Genomic DNA, 18172 nt, shown 5'->3' with positions numbered 1-18172 from the left:
TTTAACTCTTAACCTTATTTACGGTAAAACACAGCTTTTTAACATTGGGATATTAAAAAATGAAAATTGCACACAGCTTGTCTGCTATTGCATTAGGGTTAACACTTGCTACGCAAGTGAATGCCGCAGAGTTCACTTTTGCAAAGTCAATTAAGCCAAACGACACCACCTTAGTTTTATTTTTAGACACTGATAGTCAAGTTGCTAACTTTAATTATTTAAAGCCAGAAACCCAAACTCACCTAAATAAGGTCATTGAGTTCAGCGATTTTAAAGCAGGTTATGGCAAAACATTAGAAGTCATCGCTCCTAATGGCAGCGACCACCAGCGCATCTTACTTGTTGGCTTAGGAGAACAGCCAAAACTAGATGCAGCAAAAATGGCAAAACTCGGTGGTAATGTTCACGCTAAATTACAGTCTGCTAAACAAGCAACCGTAAGCCTCGATTTTTCAGAGCTAAAAGACAGCGCAATCAATGCTAAATACGCAGCTGAATTTGCACATGGTGCGAATTTACGTGACCACCGTTTTGAGCAGTACAAAAAAGAACAAGACAGCCATGTTGTAAACTACACTGTCGACGTTGAAAATTTAGACCAAGCAGTCAAAACCCATAAATTACTACAACACATTGAACAAGGTGTATTTTTAGCACGTGATTTAACCTCTGAAGTTGCAACAGAAATGACGCCTTCTGATTTTGCTAAAGCGGCAAAAGAACTTAAAAAGCTGGGTGTTAAAATTACTGTTTTAGAACCTAAGCAAATTAAAAAGCTAGGCATGGGTGCACTTGAAGCGGTTGGCCGTGGTAGCGAAGAAGGTTCACGTTTAGTAGTTGCACACTATCAAGGGAATAAAACCCCCCCTATCGCATTAGTAGGTAAAGGTATTACGTTTGATTCAGGTGGCTACAGCCTTAAAACTGGTGCTTCAATTGCCCGCATGAAATCAGATATGGCAGGTGCAGCTGCAGTACTGGGAACAGTTAAAGCAATGGCACTGGCTAAAGCCGACACAAACGTTGTTGCTGTCATGGGCATGGCTGCCAACATGGTATCGCAATTTGCTGTAGCGCCGGGTGATGTTGTAAGAACAGCCGAAGGTTTAAGTGTTGAGATTGTAAATACGGATGCCGAAGGCCGCTTAGTACTGAGTGATGCAATGTGGTATGCCCGCGATAAATTCAAACCAAGTATTATGGTTGATGTTGCAACACTAACGGGTTCTAAGATTGGTGCTGTAGGTAATGACTATGCGGCTGTATTCTCAGCTGATGATACGCTTGTTGAGCAACTAACTTTTGCGGGTAAGCAAGTAAACGAAAACCTTTGGCGTTTACCGCTCGGTTACGAAGATGCATTAAAGTCTGATATTGCTGATCTTAAAAACATCGGTTCACATGGTCCAGGTGCAACCACAGCTGCAAGTTTCCTACAAAACTTTGCTGGTGACACGCGTTGGGTTCACATTGATATTGCTGGTAACGCGCTAAACTCAAAAGCGAAAGATGAACTTGCTGAAGGTGGTACAGGTTACGGCGTACGTTTATTGTCTAATTGGTTATTAAATAACTCAAATTAACCAAGTTAGTCATCGGCCAAGCGGTTATAACCGCTTGGCTATCTTGATTTTTTCTAATTAACGCTAAAGACGCATTTACATCATCAACATCCAGCCTATATGCTAATAAGCATCAAGGGATAATAATAAGATTGATACGCAATGACGACCGATAGAACACCCAAGATTATGGCGCTCACGACACATAGCATCTTTTTTGATGCCTATGAAACAGGCAGCGACACACTAACAACCCAAAAGAAAATATGGGCTTTAGCACAGTACTGTCAAAGCAGTGATGACTTTGTTGATATAGTTCCCGCCAATAATAACTTAACGCTTTACCTTAATGAGCCCGCCCAACTTGCTGGCTGGCTGCCACGATTACTTGATCAATGGCATGAACTTAAAGCCAGTGACTTCAATTCGCGTCATCATAAACTCGCGACACGTTATGGTGGTGAATATGGACCAGATATCGCACATGTTGCTAAACATCATAATCTGTCTGTCGATGAAGTTGCTCAAATGCACAGTAGTGCCAAATACCATGTGTTGTTTCTTGGTTTCAAACCCGGCTTTGCTTATTTAGACGGACTAAACCCACAATTATTTACCCCTCGTCATGCTGAACCAAGGCTCTCGGTTCCAAAAGGGTCTGTTGCTATTGGCGGCGAACAAACCGGCATTTACCCAGAAAGCTCTCCTGGTGGCTGGCAAATTATTGGTCATACAGATTTTCGCCTATTTGATATTAATGCAGCCTCGCCCTGTGCGATAGAACCCGGTGATACTTTGGAGTTTGTTATTCAGGAGGTGTTAAAATGATCACCATCATCAAACCTGGCATGCAAATGTCTATACAAGATCAAGGGCGCACAGGCTCTCGCCATCTAGGCATTGGTCAATCTGGTTGCATTGACCCTTACGCGCAGATTATTACAAACCGTTTAGTCGGCAATGATGATAACAACCCCGTTATTGAAATTACATTAGGCCTTGCGGAAATTCAGTTCGATAACGATTACTACATCGCACTGCACGGTACAGATATGAAAGCCACCGTGAATGGCAATGCTGTTGAGCCTGGTTGGAGCTTCTACATAAAAAAAGGCGATGTACTAAAACTCAATGCTGCGCGCCATGGGTTTCGAAGTTACCTTGCTATTGGCGGGGACTGGCATTTACCAGACCCAATATTGAATTCTTACTCAACTGATATTTCAGCGGGATTTGGTGGCTTGACTGGTCAAGCTTTACAAGCTGGCGATAGTTTTGAGGTTACCCCTAAGTACAATACTAAAGTTGGCTTAGGCGCTATGCTACCGCCAAAGAGTACGCAAATACGTATTCATGCGGGACCTCATGCAGCACTGTTACCAAAAGACACTATCGTTAACTTTATTAATCATTCATGGCATGTATCGCCAAATAGTAACCGCATGGGCACAAGGCTATTAAGTGATGAATGCGACATTCGTCACACTGTTTCATTACCCTCTATGGCCGTTGCGCCGGGCTGTATTCAATTACCGCCCAATGGTGAACCCATCGTGTTATTAAATGATGCGCAAACGACAGGTGGTTACCCATTACTAGGCACAGTGATCGAAGCAGATCTTCGTCATTTTGCACAATTAAAACCCGGAGACTTCTTGCACTTTAAGTTTGTCACACTTAAAGAGGCCCATGCAGCACAAGAAAAGCTCACTGCGCACTTAAATCAACTAGCGATAGCACTAAACTATATTAACAAGTAAGCCTAAATACTTTTTAAAAATAGCGAGCAAAGAAAACCTTTGCTCGCGTTGCCTTCACCACTTGTCTATACATTTAAATAATAAAAAATTCACATAACCCTTTGCACTAAACTTGTGCAGCGTTGATAGTAATAATAGCCTTTGTTACGGGTTCTATATCAGCCTATTTGTGTAAATCAAGCATTTAAACTGCTCATCCTTTAAACAATTACCCCATACTGGTGCAAAGCCGCCGCTTAAGGTGCATATTTTATTCTTAATTAATTAAAAAACCTGTGTGACTTAGGTAATTATTTCTGTTAAAACAAACATTCGCAGTTATATAAATTCTGTTAACTGCGCACATATTTGGAATGAGGAGTCACTATGTGTTCAATTTTTGGGGTATTAGATATTAAATCTGATCCCGTCCAATTGCGAAGTCAAGCAATTGAGATGTCAAAACTTTTAAGACACCGCGGGCCAGATTGGTCAGGGGTATATTCATCAGATAAAGCTATTTTAGTGCACGAACGTCTAGCGATTGTTGGCGTATCAAGTGGTGCACAACCTTTGTACAACCCAGAGCGTACAAATATTCTTGCGGTTAACGGTGAAATTTATAACCACAAAGAGTTAGCAGCTAACTTAGAAACAGATTTTACTTTTCAAACTCAGTCTGACTGTGAAGTTATCTTAGCTTTATACAAGCAAAAAGGCCCTGAGTTTTTAGATGATTTAAATGGTATTTTCGCCTTTTGTTTATACGACGAAGAGCAAGATGCCTACTTAATTGGTCGTGACCATATCGGTATTATTCCGCTTTATACGGGTCACGATGAACACGGTAACTTTTATGTTGCCTCAGAATTAAAAGCATTATCGCCAATTTGTAAACATATTGAAGAATTCCCGCCGGGTCATTTCTTATGGAGCAAAGATGGTCAACTTCGTAAGTACTACAGCCGTGATTGGCAAAGCTTTGATGCGGTTAAAGACAACGAAGCTAAAGCAAGCGATGTAAAAGAAGGCCTAGAGGCAGCAGTTAAACGTCAATTAATGTGTGACGTTCCATACGGTGTTCTATTATCTGGTGGTTTAGATTCATCTGTTATTTCAGCTATCACACAGCGTTTTGCTGCAAAACGTATCGAAGACAATGACGAGTCAGATGCGTGGTGGCCAAAACTGCATTCATTCTCTGTGGGGCTTGAAGGGTCGCCAGATTTAGCAGCTGCACAAAAAGTGGCTGATATGATTGGCACAGTTCACCACCCTATTCACTTTACTATTCAAGAAGGCATTGATGCCCTTCGTGAAGTGATTTACCACATCGAAACCTACGATGTAACAACCATTCGTGCCTCAACGCCTATGTATTTAATGGCACGTCAGATCAAAGCCATGGGTATTAAAATGGTGTTGTCGGGTGAAGGTGCTGATGAATTGTTTGGTGGTTACCTTTATTTCCATAAAGCGCCAAATGCACAAGAGTTCCATGAAGAGCTTAACCGTAAAGTGTCTAAACTACATATGTTTGACTGTTTACGTGCTAATAAATCAATGGCAGCTTGGGGCGTGGAAGCACGTGTACCATTCTTAGATAAAGAATTTGTAGACGTAGCAATGCGTATCAACCCTGAAGCGAAAATGTGTAAAGACGGTAAAATCGAAAAGCACATTATTCGTGAAGCATTCGACGGCTATCTACCAGAAGAAGTGCTATGGCGTCAAAAAGAGCAGTTCTCTGATGGAGTAGGCTATAACTGGATTGATACGTTGAAAGAGTACGTGAGCGAGCAAGTAAGCGATCAAGACCTTGCTAATGCTAAATACAAATACCCGATCAATACGCCAGATTCTAAAGAAGCGTATTTCTATCGTAGTATTTTCGAAGAACACTTCCCTGGCGATGCAGCAGCTAAATGTGTTCCGCACGGCAAATCGGTTGCTTGTTCAACACCTGAAGCACTGGCTTGGGATGAGTCATTCCAGAACAATGCTGACCCTTCAGGTCGTGCTGCGGGTGTTCATAACGACGCCTATAAGAAGTAATGTTTTTGTGCTGCAAATCTTGTGTTTGCAGCACTTTCCTCTGAATTAAAATAATTTGATTTGAAATAATACTGTAATCAAATAATTATTCCCACCTGTAAAATCGTTCACAAATCCGTCAAAAATACATAAAAATGGCTTTTATTCGCCTATTTAGTGCTTAAACCATTTACATTTATTTTCGAACTCCTACACTAAAGACTAATATTTGGTACAAATTTATTTCGTCTACGAACTATTTTTAGTGTTCATACGTATAACTTGCAATGAAATAAATAGGTAGCAACCGGCCGTTTAGCTCTCTGCTAAACATAATCACAACAAGAGGTATTCATGAGCGAACATCATGACAAGTACAGTATCGACAATACCGACTACACTGTCGGTCAGGACAATGTACAAAAATGGGGTTTTGATGTGCACAACCCTGTCTTTGGCATCAGCGCGGGTTTAATCGCCCTATTTTTAGTGGCAACACTCATTTCAGATGCTGAAACAGCAAAAACAACCCTAAATGGCATTAAGAATGACATTATTAATAACTTTGATGGCTTTTTTATGTGGTCAGCAAACTTATTCGTATTGTTTTGCCTTGCGTTGATTGTTTCACCCTACGGTAATATTCGCTTAGGTGGCAATGACGCAAGACCATCTCATTCTCGAATTTCATGGCTAGCCATGCTCTTTGCTGCGGGCATGGGTATTGGCTTAATGTTTTGGGGCGTCGCAGAACCTGTGGCCTACTTTACAGGCTGGTACGAAACACCACTCGGCGTTGAAGCTAACACCCCTGAAGCCGCCAAACTTGCAATGGGTGCAACCATGTTCCACTGGGGTCTTCACCCTTGGGCAATTTACGCTGTTGTTTCACTGTCATTGGCATTCTTTTGCTATAACAAAGGCTTGCCGTTATCTATTCGTTCGATTTTTTACCCTATTTTAGGTGACAGAGCTTGGGGTTGGCCGGGTCATATCATCGATATTTTAGCGGTACTTGCTACGTTATTTGGCCTTGCAACATCACTTGGCTTAGGTGCGCAGCAAGCGGCTGCAGGTATTAATCATGTATTTGGTACTGATGCAGGAATTGGCTTACAAATTGGTGTTATCACTGGGGTAACGTTACTTGCGGTGATCTCAGTTGTTCGCGGTATTGACGGCGGTGTAAAATTACTGAGCAACGTTAATATGGTCATTGCCTTCGTATTATTAGTGTTTGTTGGTGTTGTCGGTTTTGCCGCGGCATTTGGCAATATCCCGAATACAGTAATGGGTTATGTTGAAAACATCATTCCATTGAGTAACCCGCATGGTCGAGAAGATGAAACTTGGATGCACGGCTGGACCGTATTCTACTGGGCTTGGTGGATTTCATGGTCACCATTTGTTGGTATGTTCATTGCGCGCGTATCTGAGGGCCGAACAATTCGCGAGTTCTTAATTGCCGTATTGCTTATTCCTACTATCGTTACCATCTTTTGGATGTCAATTTACGGTGGTATCGCCATTGAGCAAGTTATTGATAAAGTGGGTGTGCTGGGTGAGAAAGGCTTAACTGATGTACCTCTTGCAATGTTCCAAATGTTTGAAGCCCTGCCAATGTCGCAAGTGCTTTCGTTCATTGCAATTGTGCTAGTACTCGTGTTCTTTATCACGTCATCTGACTCAGGTTCATTAGTAATCGACTCAATCACTGCAGGTGGTAAAGTTGACGCGCCAGTGCCACAACGTATTTTCTGGGCAACAATCGAGGGTGCTATTGCAGCTGCACTTGTTTGGATTGGTGGCACACAAGCTATCGAAGCATTACAAGCAGGCGCCGTATCTACGGGCTTACCGTTTACCTTTGTATTGTTATTAATGTGCGTGAGTTTAATTCTTGGTTTGAGAACAGAGCCAAGTAACTAATCACAAAACTTTAAATAACAAAAAACGCCGCATTGCGGCGTTTTTTATTATTTAAGCTTTACCAACTATTTTTAAATACCCGACTAAAGTCAGTGCTACTCACGTTATATAAGTAACTCACCTAATGGTGTATCAGAGCGATAATGGTAGGCAAGCTGTGCTTGTAATAGCTCTGCGGTGGCTATGGCATCATTAAGCGCATTATGATTTTGATACGCCGGCAATGAATACCGAATACGCGAGTCAGCTAATCGTACTGAATCGAGCTTAGAATTAAATAACCGTCCTAGTAACCCTTGCTTTGCCTTAAGCGCTCGCGTTTCAAGGTCTAGCGTGTCTATAACGGCAAACTCAAGCCCTTCCCCTAACCGTGCTTGCAACGCTTGATATAAGAAGTGCCGTTCAATAGGTGCAAAATGAACCACAATCACTTTGCCTTTTAATGCAGCTAATAAAGGCTCCATGATAGAAGAAAAATCTGGTGCTTCACTCACTTCTGAGTGAGTTATACCATGAATAACAATCGACTCTTCAGCGAGCTTTTGCCGTGGTTGAACAATCCAATGCTTGCTGTATTTGCAAAAAATTCGCTTTGAATTAAAAGGCACTAATCCCACACTGACAATATCGTCACCATCAAAATTTAGACCAGTCGTCTCAAAATCTAGCGCGACCATAGGAACGTCGCTGATAGGCATGCTTAAATCATTGATGGCTGAAGAATAAAACTCTTGGATTAATGGCTGTTTACTTACCTTTAGTTGCTGCTGGTAGCGGCTTGGCCAATCAAGTTTAGCGCCTTGCTTTGCCATTATTTCATCCCTGAGTTAGCTGAGTATCTGAATTTAAGGAAATTCTGTGCTTTATCTAAAATCGCAAATGCCTCTTTAAGATTGCGCTGCTCAAAGGGTGATAGTAAATGAGGCTCAAGATCGTTATCAGGCGCTTCATCAAGTTTTTCAATTTGCCATGCTTGGTGCCTAATTCTTACCATCGCAATGTACTCTAGCGCATCACGTAAATCCTGCGCTTTACCCTCAGGAAGTAATTTGGCATCAATAATATCTTCTAGTCGCTCAAATGAATTCTGTTTACGGCTACCGATAGCTAATGCATGCACACGTATTACATCAGACAAAGGCGCTGTGCCACGGCGTTTTAAGTTCATAGAACGCTTGTGTTGCCCATTATGCTCTAACACAAAGTCTTTAAAGAAACCTAGAGGCGGTGTTCTGTTGCGCGCATTCGAAGCAAGGTTAGCCAAGAAACGTTTATTCTTACGCCCTTCTGTTGCGATAAAACGCTTAAGTTCATCAGCCCATTTGTTTTTACCGTACACACCGTCTAAATCAAAAAAGATCGAGCTGTGTAATAAAGCCTGCGGTTTAGGTTCGGCCATCCAATCTGCAAATTGTTCTTGCCACTGCTCGCGAGTTAAACGCCATTTTTTGAATGACGCCATAATTTCACCTTCACAGTACTTATAGCCACACTCAGCTAAACCATCGCAAACAAAGTCAGCCAAGTTTTGAAAGTATTCGTCGTGTAATTCTTCGTTAAAACCATTATCGAGGATAATAGCGTTATCTTGGTCGGTAACAATTAACTGTTCATCACGAGCCATAGAGCCTAAAGCAATAAAACAGTATGGCACCGGTGGCGGACCAAACTTTTCTTCGGCTAAATCAAGTAAGCGTTGTTTAAATGTACGGCCTATAACGGCCATGGCCGTACCTATCATGTGGGAGTTAGCATCCTCGTTCACCATGCGTACAAACACATTAGGTAACTGCCTTGCATAGTGAGCTAAATCTTCAACCGACTGCTGCGCTAAAATACCCCGCACTAGCAATAAACTGCTTTGTGATTCGTAGCGTAAGATATCTGATTGCGAAATAACACCGATAGGCTTTTTCTTCACAACAACTGGCAGGTGGTGAATATTGTCTCTGAGCATTGCAAGTACTGCTTCAAACACATAGGCATTGCTATCAAGCAAAACTAAATCGGTTTGCATAATTTGCGCTGCTGGGGCTTCATAGCTTAAGCCATTTGCAATCACACTGGTACGTAAATCACGGTCGGTAATGATGCCAACTACTTGGCCGTCATCATCATCAGGATCATCACTGATCGGTTTATCTGCATCAGTGACTAATACTGATGAAACTGACTCTTGCGTCATCAACTGTGCAACCATTTGCACAGACGCATCTTTTGCTACAGTAACAACATCGCGATGAAGAAGTGACTTGACCTTAGCGGTTGTTAAATCGTTGCTGTCTGCTTGCTCTACAACAGCTTGATGAAGCCTAACATTACCATCGGCTTCAAAAAAATCAGCAAACACGTCGTATTCATCACAATATTGGTTAAACAACTCAACATTAATGCAATAAACTAAGGTATCTTCAAGCGCCTTTGCTGGGAAACGCACTTTGCGGTTCATCAGCAAACCCATTTGCCCAAATATCCCCCCTACCGTTAAGCGGTTGTATAACTCACCATCACGGCGATACATTTCAACAGCACCGGTGCGTATAACGTATAAATCAGCGATATCTTCGCCGTAATTTAATATTTGTGTACCCGCACGAAAATAAGCGATTTCGACTTGTGAGGCGAGTTTATTGACGGCCTCTTCAGGAAGATCATCAAACGGTGCATGATCAGAAAGAAATTGGGCAATATCGACATGTTCGGCTTGCATACGCGTACCTAGTTTATAGCATTTGTATTAATTGTGAGGGTAATTGGCTATTTTTTCAAAGAAAAATAGCCAATTCAATAGGATTAAGCCTTTTCTAACTCTTCGGCCAGAAGTTTCGACTCATCACCTCTTGGTTTAGTAAAGCGAGCTAAACCAAGGTATATGACAGGCGTTAGATACAGGGTAAATAACACCGCAAGTGCTAAACCGCCAAATACCACCCAACCAATCGCGTTACGAGCCTCAGCCCCCGCGCCGGTAGATAAAATAAGTGGTAATGCACCTAGTAAGGTTGAAACCAGTGTCATCGTGATTGGGCGAAGGCGAACCAATGCTGCCTCTTCTACCGCAGCTCTAACCGATCGGCCTTGATCACGTAATTGGTCGGCAAACTCCACCAGCAATATGGCATTTTTAGCAATGAGACCAATCAGCATCACTAAACCAATTTGCGAGTAAATGTTTAATGATGTACCCGTTAGATAAAGCGCCAAAATCGCTGATGTAATACCAAACGGTACTGTGATCATCACAACAATTGCACTATTTACACTTTCAAATTGCGCTGCCAAAACCAGTAGTACGATTAAAAAGGCCAATACATAGGTTACTAATACTTCATTAGCGGTTTCTTCAAAAGTTAATGCCTCACCTTTAAACGCTAAGCTGATGCCAGCAGGCAGAGATTGCTCTGAAATATCACGGATTTTTGTTACAAGCTCAGCAATGGTAACGCCTTCTGGCATTTCCATACTCAGTTCAATAGCACGGCGCTGCGCATGACGCTCAAGCTCAGCGGCAACACCTTCTTCAGTGATCGTTGCAACACTACTCAGTGGCACCAATTGACCATTTCGGCCACCAACATACAAATTAGCTAAATCACTTGGGTTTGTGATTGTTTGGTTTTGTGCTTGCAACATAATTGGGATTGATTGGTCACCAATGTTTAAATCGGCGATATCATCACCATTGATTGCTGCGCGTAGTGTCACAGAGATATCACTGAGCGATACACCAAGCTCTTCAGCACGACGCCTATCAATATTAACCCGTAATTGTGGCTGTGACGGCTGATATGAAATACGCACAGGCGCCACTTCTGGCACTGCTTTTTCAATTTCAGCAGAGAACTCTTGCGCGGCTTTAAATATCTCGAGGTAATCTTGCCCTAATAAAGCAAGCTCAATACCACCGCCTTGACCACGTAAGTTCAAACTATTTGAGCCACCTGGGTAACCAGCCGCACCAGGAATATTCCCTAAAGGTTCACGTATTTTATTGATAATTTCTTGCTGACTAAAATGACGTTCGTCCCAATGTTTTAGTGGCACAGTGATAAATACAATATTTGGATCCCATTGCCCAACCACAGTGTAAATAGACTCAATATCTCCACTTTCAACATAAGGCAGTAAGATATCTTCCATTTGCACCGCTTGCCTGTCCATAAAGTTCAGGCCAACACCATCAGGACCTCGGGCAAAAATACGGATTTTACCGCGATCTTCTGTTGGTAATAACTCGTTATCTAGGTTGAAATACAGTGCCCCAGAGCCTGCTGCAACCAACAAACATGCAAAAAAGGTAAGCCATGCATGCTCAAGCACACCATGTATTGTGCGCTTATAAACGGCGGCTAAACCATGGCCAACTTTCGCAAATGGATGAAAACCACCCTGCTTTAATTTCAATTTTGAAGTCAACGCAGGTACCAAAGACAGTGCTACAAAGCTTGAGATGATCACAGCGCCAGCTAATACACCACCAAACTCTCTAAATAGGCGTCCTGCTGTTGAAGGTAAAAAAGCAATAGGCACAAACACCGCAGCCAATACGGCGGTTGTTGCCACAACAGCAAAGAATACTTCACGCGTACCAACCACTGCAGCTGCACGGCGGCCAAGACCTAAGCCCCGCTGACGTTGTATATTTTCACTAACCACAATGGCATCATCAACAATTAGGCCGGTTGCTAACACTAATGCAAGCAAAGTAAGAATATTAATTGAGAAACCAAGCGCCCAAATAAGTGCTAAAGAGCCAATTAATGCAACAGGTATTGCAAATGCAGGAACCAGGGTTGCGCGCCATGAGCCAATAAACACCCATAGTGTGATCACCACTAACAGCACGGTTAGTAACAAGGAATTAATGACTTCATCAACTGAACTTCTGATAAACTGCGCATCATCAGAGGTGAGAGTAAATTCCATTTCAGGAAAACGGACTCGCATGCGCTCGATTAAAGTGAGCACTTCATCAGAAATTTCGATGGTATTCGATTGCGCCTGACGAATAATTTCCATGCCAATGACAGGTGTGCCATTAAGCCTTACGAACGAACGCGGATCAGCTGGGCCAAAGTAAACAGCTGCAACATCGCCAATACGGGTATCATCGCGTACGATGATATCGGCTACTTGTTCAGCAGAAATTGACGTTGCATCAGCACGAACGATGACTTGTTGATCACTTGATTTTAAACTACCTGCAGGCACATCAAAGGGAGCCTGACGAAGTACGTTGGCAATATCTGGTACGGTAAGGTTAAAGCTGCTCAGCTTAAGTGGGTCGATACGCACTCTAAGCACCCGTTCACGGTCACCATTTAAGCGAACATCGGCAACTCCAGGAATAGTTAAAAACTGCGGGGCTAAGTCAACATCAACACGCTCTGTTAGTGACTCAAGGGATAAGCTATCACTTGATACCGTTAACGATACTACCGCTTCGGCGTCGTTATCGGCTTTGATAATTGATACCCGTTCAACTTCTTCGGGTAGTTCACGCTGTACACGGGCCACTGATTCGCGTGTTTCGTTCGCAGCATCATCTAAATTAACGCCGGGGCGAAACTCAACCACGATACGAGCGTTGTTTTCTTCACTTTGCGCACGAATCGACTTTACACCACTTACTCTGGCAACCGCCCCTTCGAGCTTACTAGTCACTTCGGTATCTACGGTCTCCGGTGAACCACCCGGAAAAGACGCTGATACAGTAATACGTGGTCTATCAACATCAGGAAGCTCACGTACTTCAACCCCTGCTATTGCAGCAATACCGGCGATAATAATGAGTAAGTTAAGTACCACAATTAAAACAGGGCGACGTATCGCCATTGATGGTAAGTCTTCCATCATAGGTTGCTGTTTCATCATTACTCCTTGGCTAGCTGCACTTCATTGATGAAATTAAGCTCTTGATTAGGTCTTAGGCGCTGAACGCCTTCTGTCACCAATAAGTCACCTTCGTTTAAGCCACCAGAGACTAGTAAACGCCCTGCTAAACGCTGCTCAATTTTTACATCAACACGAGTTGCTTTTTTATCGACACTCTTCCATACGTAAGGGCCTGCAGCACCCCACATCATGGCAGCTTCGGGTACGACCGCAAACTCTTCACCCAGAATATTTATGTGCACACGAAAACTCATACCCGGCATAAATTGCTGAGCATTATTATCAAGTTTGGCTTTTGTTCTAAGTGTACGGGTTTGGGCATTGATACGCGAATCAAGCTCTGCCACCTTAGCCGTATAACCTTTATCGCCTAACCAAGGCACCACTTCGACCGAGGATTTTTGTTTAAGCACTGAGATAGCGGCCTCTGGGGCATTAAAATTGATATAAAGTTCAGAAATATCATCGATAGTGGCAATGGCTGTTTGGGTTGTGATCCTGTCGCCTACTTCGACGTCAGTTAAACCCATAACACCACTAAAAGGAGCACGAACTTCGCGGTCTTCACGCTCTGTTTGGGCTTGCATTAACTGGACTTTTGCAAGCTCATAAAGCGTTTTCGCATCATCTAAATCACTTTGTGGCACCGCACCACGGGCGTGACTTTCTTCAAGCCTTTTCATGGTGCGCTCAGCATCTTTTAATGTAATTTCGGCTTCGATCAACGCTGCTTTTTGTCTACGTGAATCAAGCTCTAATAGTAAGTCACCTTTGGCAACGTTATCGCCTGGTTTAAAGTAAACAGCGGTGACTCTGTCACCAACGGCTGGGTAAAGTGTGACTGAGTGGATCGCTTCAGCGTTACCCACTGCTTTTATCTGTTGTTTAGACTTTTCAACAGACACTGATTCTACAACTACATTAGCCGCCTCAGCGACGGAAACACAACTAATACAGGCAATTAAAGTCCATGTATGTAACTTGCCAATTGTCAAAATTTCACCTAAATAAGAATCGTTTTAATTGTTACGAAGTGTAACAGCTTTGTGATCAATAAAAAGATGACTTCGTTTAATAAACAATTAGCCAAGGTGAAATAAACGCATACATCGCCTTTGTTTTCAAATTAAGAACGACAATGTGATGAATCGACCCCTTTTAAGTGTGCTTCGCTTGCAATGGTAACCTCTACACACCCTGAGTTAATATCAACTTGTTCCTTTTGAATTAGCGTAAAACTCCCTTCTTGCTCTGAACGTAATGAATATTCAAAGGCATCGTTGCTTCCCTCTGCAATTGCAGTAAAAATCCCGCCGACCAGTGCTCCAGCAAGGGCGCCTGCAATCATCTCTTCGTGGTTGCCATCTAATTCATCAACAAAACCTATCGCAGAGCCTGCTGCTATACCCGTTTTAACATTCGATGATAATTTAACGGGTTTTACTGATGTTACCTTTGCATAAAAGCGTTTGATCATCACATTTTGGTCGGCTCTATCAACTCCTTGTGATGCGCAGCCGCCTAAAAAGAGTAAACCTATCAGTAATTTCTTCATTGTTCTCACCCTGTCAGTATAAAAGCTTAGATAGATAGTATTCCTAGCATGAGTTAGATACTGTTTAAGAACTGTAATAAACTGTATGTAGGCGATTTACGGGCATAAAAAAACCCCAGATAATGCTGAGGTTTTTAACTATTAACAATACTAAAAATTACTGTTGGCGCTGTGCTTCTTTTTGCGCTTTTTTAGCTTCTTTACGCTTACGAAGAACTTCTTGCGCTTCATTACCGATGTGACCTTCGCCACGCGCCTGTGCTAATTCGATTTGCTTTTGACGCTCAGCAAAACGTGCACGTTGCTCTTCTGTTAGGCTGTCGTGACAGTGATGACACGAAACACCTTCCATGTATTCTGGTTTTTGCTTTTCTTCTTCAGTGATAGGCATACGACACGCATGACATTGGTCGTAAGAACCTTTTTGTAAGTCGTGATTTACCGCAACACGGTTATCAAATACAAAACACTCACCTTCCCACATAGTTTCTTCTTTTGGTACTTCTTCTAAGTACTTAAGAATACCGCCTTCAAGGTGGAATACTTCGTCAAAGCCTTGCTCTTTCATGTAAGCAGTTGATTTTTCACAGCGAATACCACCAGTACAGAACATCGCTACTTTTTTGTGCTTTGCTGGGTCTAGGTTTTCTTTCGCCCATGCAGGGAATTCGCGGAATGTCTTCGTGTTTGGATCAACCGCATTTTGGAAAGTACCGATCTCTATTTCGTAATCGTTACGCGTATCGATAAGAATCACTTCAGGGTCTGAAATTAACGCATTCCAATCAGCTGGTTTTACGTATGTACCCACTACTTCACGTGGGTCGATACCTTCAACACCCATAGTTACGATTTCTTTTTTCAGTTTTACCTTAGTACGGTAGAACGGACATTCGTCATCGTATGACTCTTTAGTCACAATGTTATCTAGGTTTGGTTGTGCATCTAACCATGCAAGTAGGTTATCGATACCTTCACGTTTAGCAGAAACAGTACCGTTAATACCTTCAGCCGCAAGTAACAAAGTACCGCGTACTTCATTGTCTTCCATTACTTTTAGTAGTGGTTGGCGGATCGCTTCAAAATCAGGAAGGGCTACAAATTTGTAAAGTGCGCAAACAACAAAGTGCTCGCTAGTTACATTGTCTTTATGAACAGCAGTCATGGTTTTACCTTTTGCTTTAAATGCCCATGAGGGGCGTTAACCGAATCGCAAATCCGGCGCATTGAGGGCGCGTATTTTACGCGAATTAGCGATAATTGCAAAAACTGATGCGAAATAGCTGTGTTTTTACTGTCTCCTAGTGAGGCAAGTGCGTTATAATGAACGGGATTTACAAATTTTGCTCATCGGAGATTACGCATTGCATTTTACTGAACTTGGGATTGATACACGCCTCGAAAAACAACTTGCGCATCAAGGCATCACCCAGCCCACTGACATTCAAGCTCACGCGGTACCAACAGCTATCGCAGGCCATGATATTTTTGCACAGTCAAAAACAGGATCGGGCAAAACGCTGGCGTTTTTATTACCTGCTGTACAGCGTGTAATGAAACAAAAAGCACTCAGTAAACGCGACCCTCGCGTTTTGATCGTTGCGCCTACCCGCGAATTAGCAACCCAAGTATACAGCCAATTAAGACTTTTAATTGCAGGCACAAACATTAGTGCAGTAAAAATACTGGGTGGTGAAAACTTTAACGATCAAATTAAAGCACTTCGTAAAGACCCGCACTTTGTAGTGGGCACACCGGGCCGTATTGCTGATCACTTAAGTCAACGCTCGTTACAACTTTCAGGCTTAGAGCTGTTAATTTTTGACGAAGCGGACCGTATTTTAGATTTAGGTTTTACCGATCAAGTTAAAATGATCAACGAGCTTGCTGATCACCGTTTACGCCAAACGTTATTGTTTTCAGCAACCCTTGACCATGCACAAGTTGATGCTTTATCACGTAACTTATTACGTTCACCAAAACAAATACTGTTAAGTGCCTCTAACGAGCAACATAGTGACATTACCCAGCAGCTTTATTTAGCTGATCATCTAGATCACAAAGAAGCGCTACTAGAGCACTTTGTAAAACAAGACAATGTTGGCCAATGTATTATTTTCACTGCAACACGTGCCGATACTCAGCGTTTAAGCCAATTATTATCTGATAAAGGCCTAAAAGCACAAGCACTTGCGGGTGACTTAACCCAAGCTAAGCGCCTTGAAATTATGGATGCCTTTAGCCGTGAAAACTTTAAAATTTTAATCACCACTGATGTTGCATCACGTGGTCTTGATTTATTAAGCGTGACTCACGTTATTAACTTTGACTTACCAAAACATGCTGAAGAATATGTGCACCGTATTGGTCGTACTGGTCGCGCAGGCTTTAAAGGTACTGCTATTTCGTTAGTGGGCCCGAAAGATTGGCCTAGCTACAAAGCAATTAAAGCATTTTTAAATGATGAATTAAGCTTTTTCACCGTTGACGGCCTTGTTGGTAAATTTAAAGGTCTGCGTGAGAAAAAACCAAACACTGTTTGGAATAAAGCAGAGAAAAAAGTGGCTGCAAAACCTGCTAAACCAAAACGCAAAGCAGCCCCTAAAAAGCCTAAAGCCCCTATTCAAGCACCAATTGATGTAGATGGTTTTGCTCCAATGCGCCGTAAGAAAAAGCCAGAACAGGAATAACAATGAGTATTTTAGGAACCACACAAACCCTTTTCGTTAACGAAATGTCTAACGAAGGTGCTTATTTAGATGGCCGTGATTTAGGCGAAGTATTCTTACCAAGCAAAGAAATTGATTACGAACTAGAAGCTGGCGACAGCGTTCAAGTATTCATTTACTTAGATCACGCAGGTCACCCAACCGGTACCACGAAAAAACCATTGGCTGAGGTAGGCGAATTTGCCCTACTACGTGTTAAAGCTATCAATAGCACTGGTGCGTTTTTGGATTGGGGCCTCGAAAAAGACGTACTAGCGCCATACAACGAACAAAAGCCAAAAATGAAAGACGGCTTTTCGTATCTTGTACGTTTATACCTAGATAATGCTAGCCAACGTATTTGCGCATCAAGCAACTTTAATAAGTTTTATCGAAAGAAGAACCAACTTACGCAACGATGGAAGAAGTTGACTTAATCGTTGCCGGTAAAACAGACCTTGGCTACAAAGTACTCGTGAACGAAGCCCACATTGGTGTTGTTTACTACAACACGGTATTTAAAAAGCTATTTGTTGGTCAGCGCTTAAAAGGCTTTATTCAAAAAGTACGTGAGGACGGCAAAATCGACGTACTACTTGAAAAGCCAGGTATGGGCAAAGTAAACGACTTAGGCGAAAAAATCTTAGCTAAATTAAAAGCCGAAGGCGGCGTACTTCACTTAGGTGATAAATCAGACCCAGAAGCAATTAAAAAGACTTTCTCAACCAGTAAAGCAAACTACAAAAAAGC

The 18172-nt window shown here is 42.4% G+C and carries 12 protein-coding genes and 1 pseudogene; 7 read left to right on the top strand and 6 right to left on the bottom strand.

Annotated features, from left to right (window positions below; all coding sequences use genetic code 11):
• Window positions 1-59 precede the first annotated feature (59 nt).
• The 5 genes from C2M33_RS07085 to C2M33_RS07065 all read left to right on the top strand — a co-directional run bounded on the left by C2M33_RS07085 (window position 60) and on the right by C2M33_RS07065 (window position 7264).
• On the top strand, window positions 60-1583 hold the full coding sequence (locus C2M33_RS07085) for a leucyl aminopeptidase (RefSeq protein WP_105174092.1): 1524 nt from the start codon (window positions 60-62) through the stop codon (window positions 1581-1583).
• A 141-nt stretch (window positions 1584-1724) separates the two neighbouring features.
• Entirely contained in the window at window positions 1725-2390 is a 666-nt protein-coding gene (pxpB, locus tag C2M33_RS07080) for a 5-oxoprolinase subunit PxpB (protein ID WP_105174091.1), read from the top strand.
• Window positions 2387-3322 (top strand): biotin-dependent carboxyltransferase family protein, encoded by a 936-nt coding sequence (locus tag C2M33_RS07075; RefSeq protein WP_105174090.1) that lies wholly within the window; start codon window positions 2387-2389, stop codon window positions 3320-3322. Before pxpB ends, C2M33_RS07075 begins: the two co-directional genes overlap by 4 nt.
• Before the next feature lie 366 nt (window positions 3323-3688).
• A complete protein-coding gene (gene asnB / locus C2M33_RS07070; RefSeq protein WP_063705432.1) occupies window positions 3689-5356 on the top strand; it encodes an asparagine synthase B in 1668 nt (555 codons plus the stop codon).
• Between the two features lie 333 nt (window positions 5357-5689).
• Window positions 5690-7264: a BCCT family transporter gene (locus C2M33_RS07065; protein WP_105174089.1), complete on the top strand. Its 1575-nt coding sequence runs from the start codon at window positions 5690-5692 to the stop codon at window positions 7262-7264.
• Between the two features lie 104 nt (window positions 7265-7368).
• Here C2M33_RS07065 and C2M33_RS07060 read toward each other — a convergent pair whose 3' ends face one another.
• From C2M33_RS07060 to trhO, 6 genes are all read right to left on the bottom strand, one after another.
• Window positions 7369-8076, bottom strand: a complete 708-nt coding sequence (locus C2M33_RS07060) for a 3'-5' exonuclease (protein WP_105174088.1) — start codon at window positions 8074-8076, stop codon at window positions 7369-7371.
• Window positions 8076-9974, bottom strand: a complete 1899-nt coding sequence (locus C2M33_RS07055; protein ID WP_105174087.1) for a DUF294 nucleotidyltransferase-like domain-containing protein — start codon at window positions 9972-9974, stop codon at window positions 8076-8078. The genes C2M33_RS07060 and C2M33_RS07055 overlap by 1 nt, the downstream gene beginning before the upstream one ends.
• A gap of 83 nt (window positions 9975-10057) precedes the next feature.
• Complete coding sequence (locus C2M33_RS07050; RefSeq protein WP_105174086.1) at window positions 10058-13135, bottom strand: efflux RND transporter permease subunit; 3078 nt, start codon at window positions 13133-13135, stop codon at window positions 10058-10060.
• A 2-nt stretch (window positions 13136-13137) separates the two neighbouring features.
• A complete protein-coding gene (locus C2M33_RS07045) occupies window positions 13138-14154 on the bottom strand; it encodes an efflux RND transporter periplasmic adaptor subunit (protein ID WP_105174085.1) in 1017 nt (338 codons plus the stop codon).
• A gap of 131 nt (window positions 14155-14285) precedes the next feature.
• Window positions 14286-14714: a hypothetical protein gene (locus tag C2M33_RS07040; protein ID WP_105174084.1), complete on the bottom strand. Its 429-nt coding sequence runs from the start codon at window positions 14712-14714 to the stop codon at window positions 14286-14288.
• 157 nt (window positions 14715-14871) lie between these two features.
• The gene (gene trhO, locus C2M33_RS07035; protein WP_105174083.1) at window positions 14872-15879 is read right to left on the bottom strand and encodes an oxygen-dependent tRNA uridine(34) hydroxylase TrhO; all 1008 of its coding nucleotides are present in this window, start codon (window positions 15877-15879) and stop codon (window positions 14872-14874) included.
• A 199-nt stretch (window positions 15880-16078) separates the two neighbouring features.
• On the opposite strand from trhO, the gene C2M33_RS07030 reads away from it, so the two are divergent.
• Window positions 16079-17404, top strand: a complete 1326-nt coding sequence (locus C2M33_RS07030; protein ID WP_063706172.1) for a DEAD/DEAH box helicase — start codon at window positions 16079-16081, stop codon at window positions 17402-17404.
• 2 nt (window positions 17405-17406) lie between these two features.
• Window positions 17407-18172 (top strand): annotated as a pseudogene (locus C2M33_RS07025) (CvfB family protein); the annotation flags it as partial.

Origin of the sequence: Pseudoalteromonas sp. T1lg122 (genome assembly GCF_002964825.1) — a bacterium.
In the GTDB taxonomy this organism is placed as follows: domain Bacteria; phylum Pseudomonadota; class Gammaproteobacteria; order Enterobacterales; family Alteromonadaceae; genus Pseudoalteromonas; species Pseudoalteromonas gelatinilytica.
This window is presented reverse-complemented; position numbering and strand designations above follow the sequence as displayed.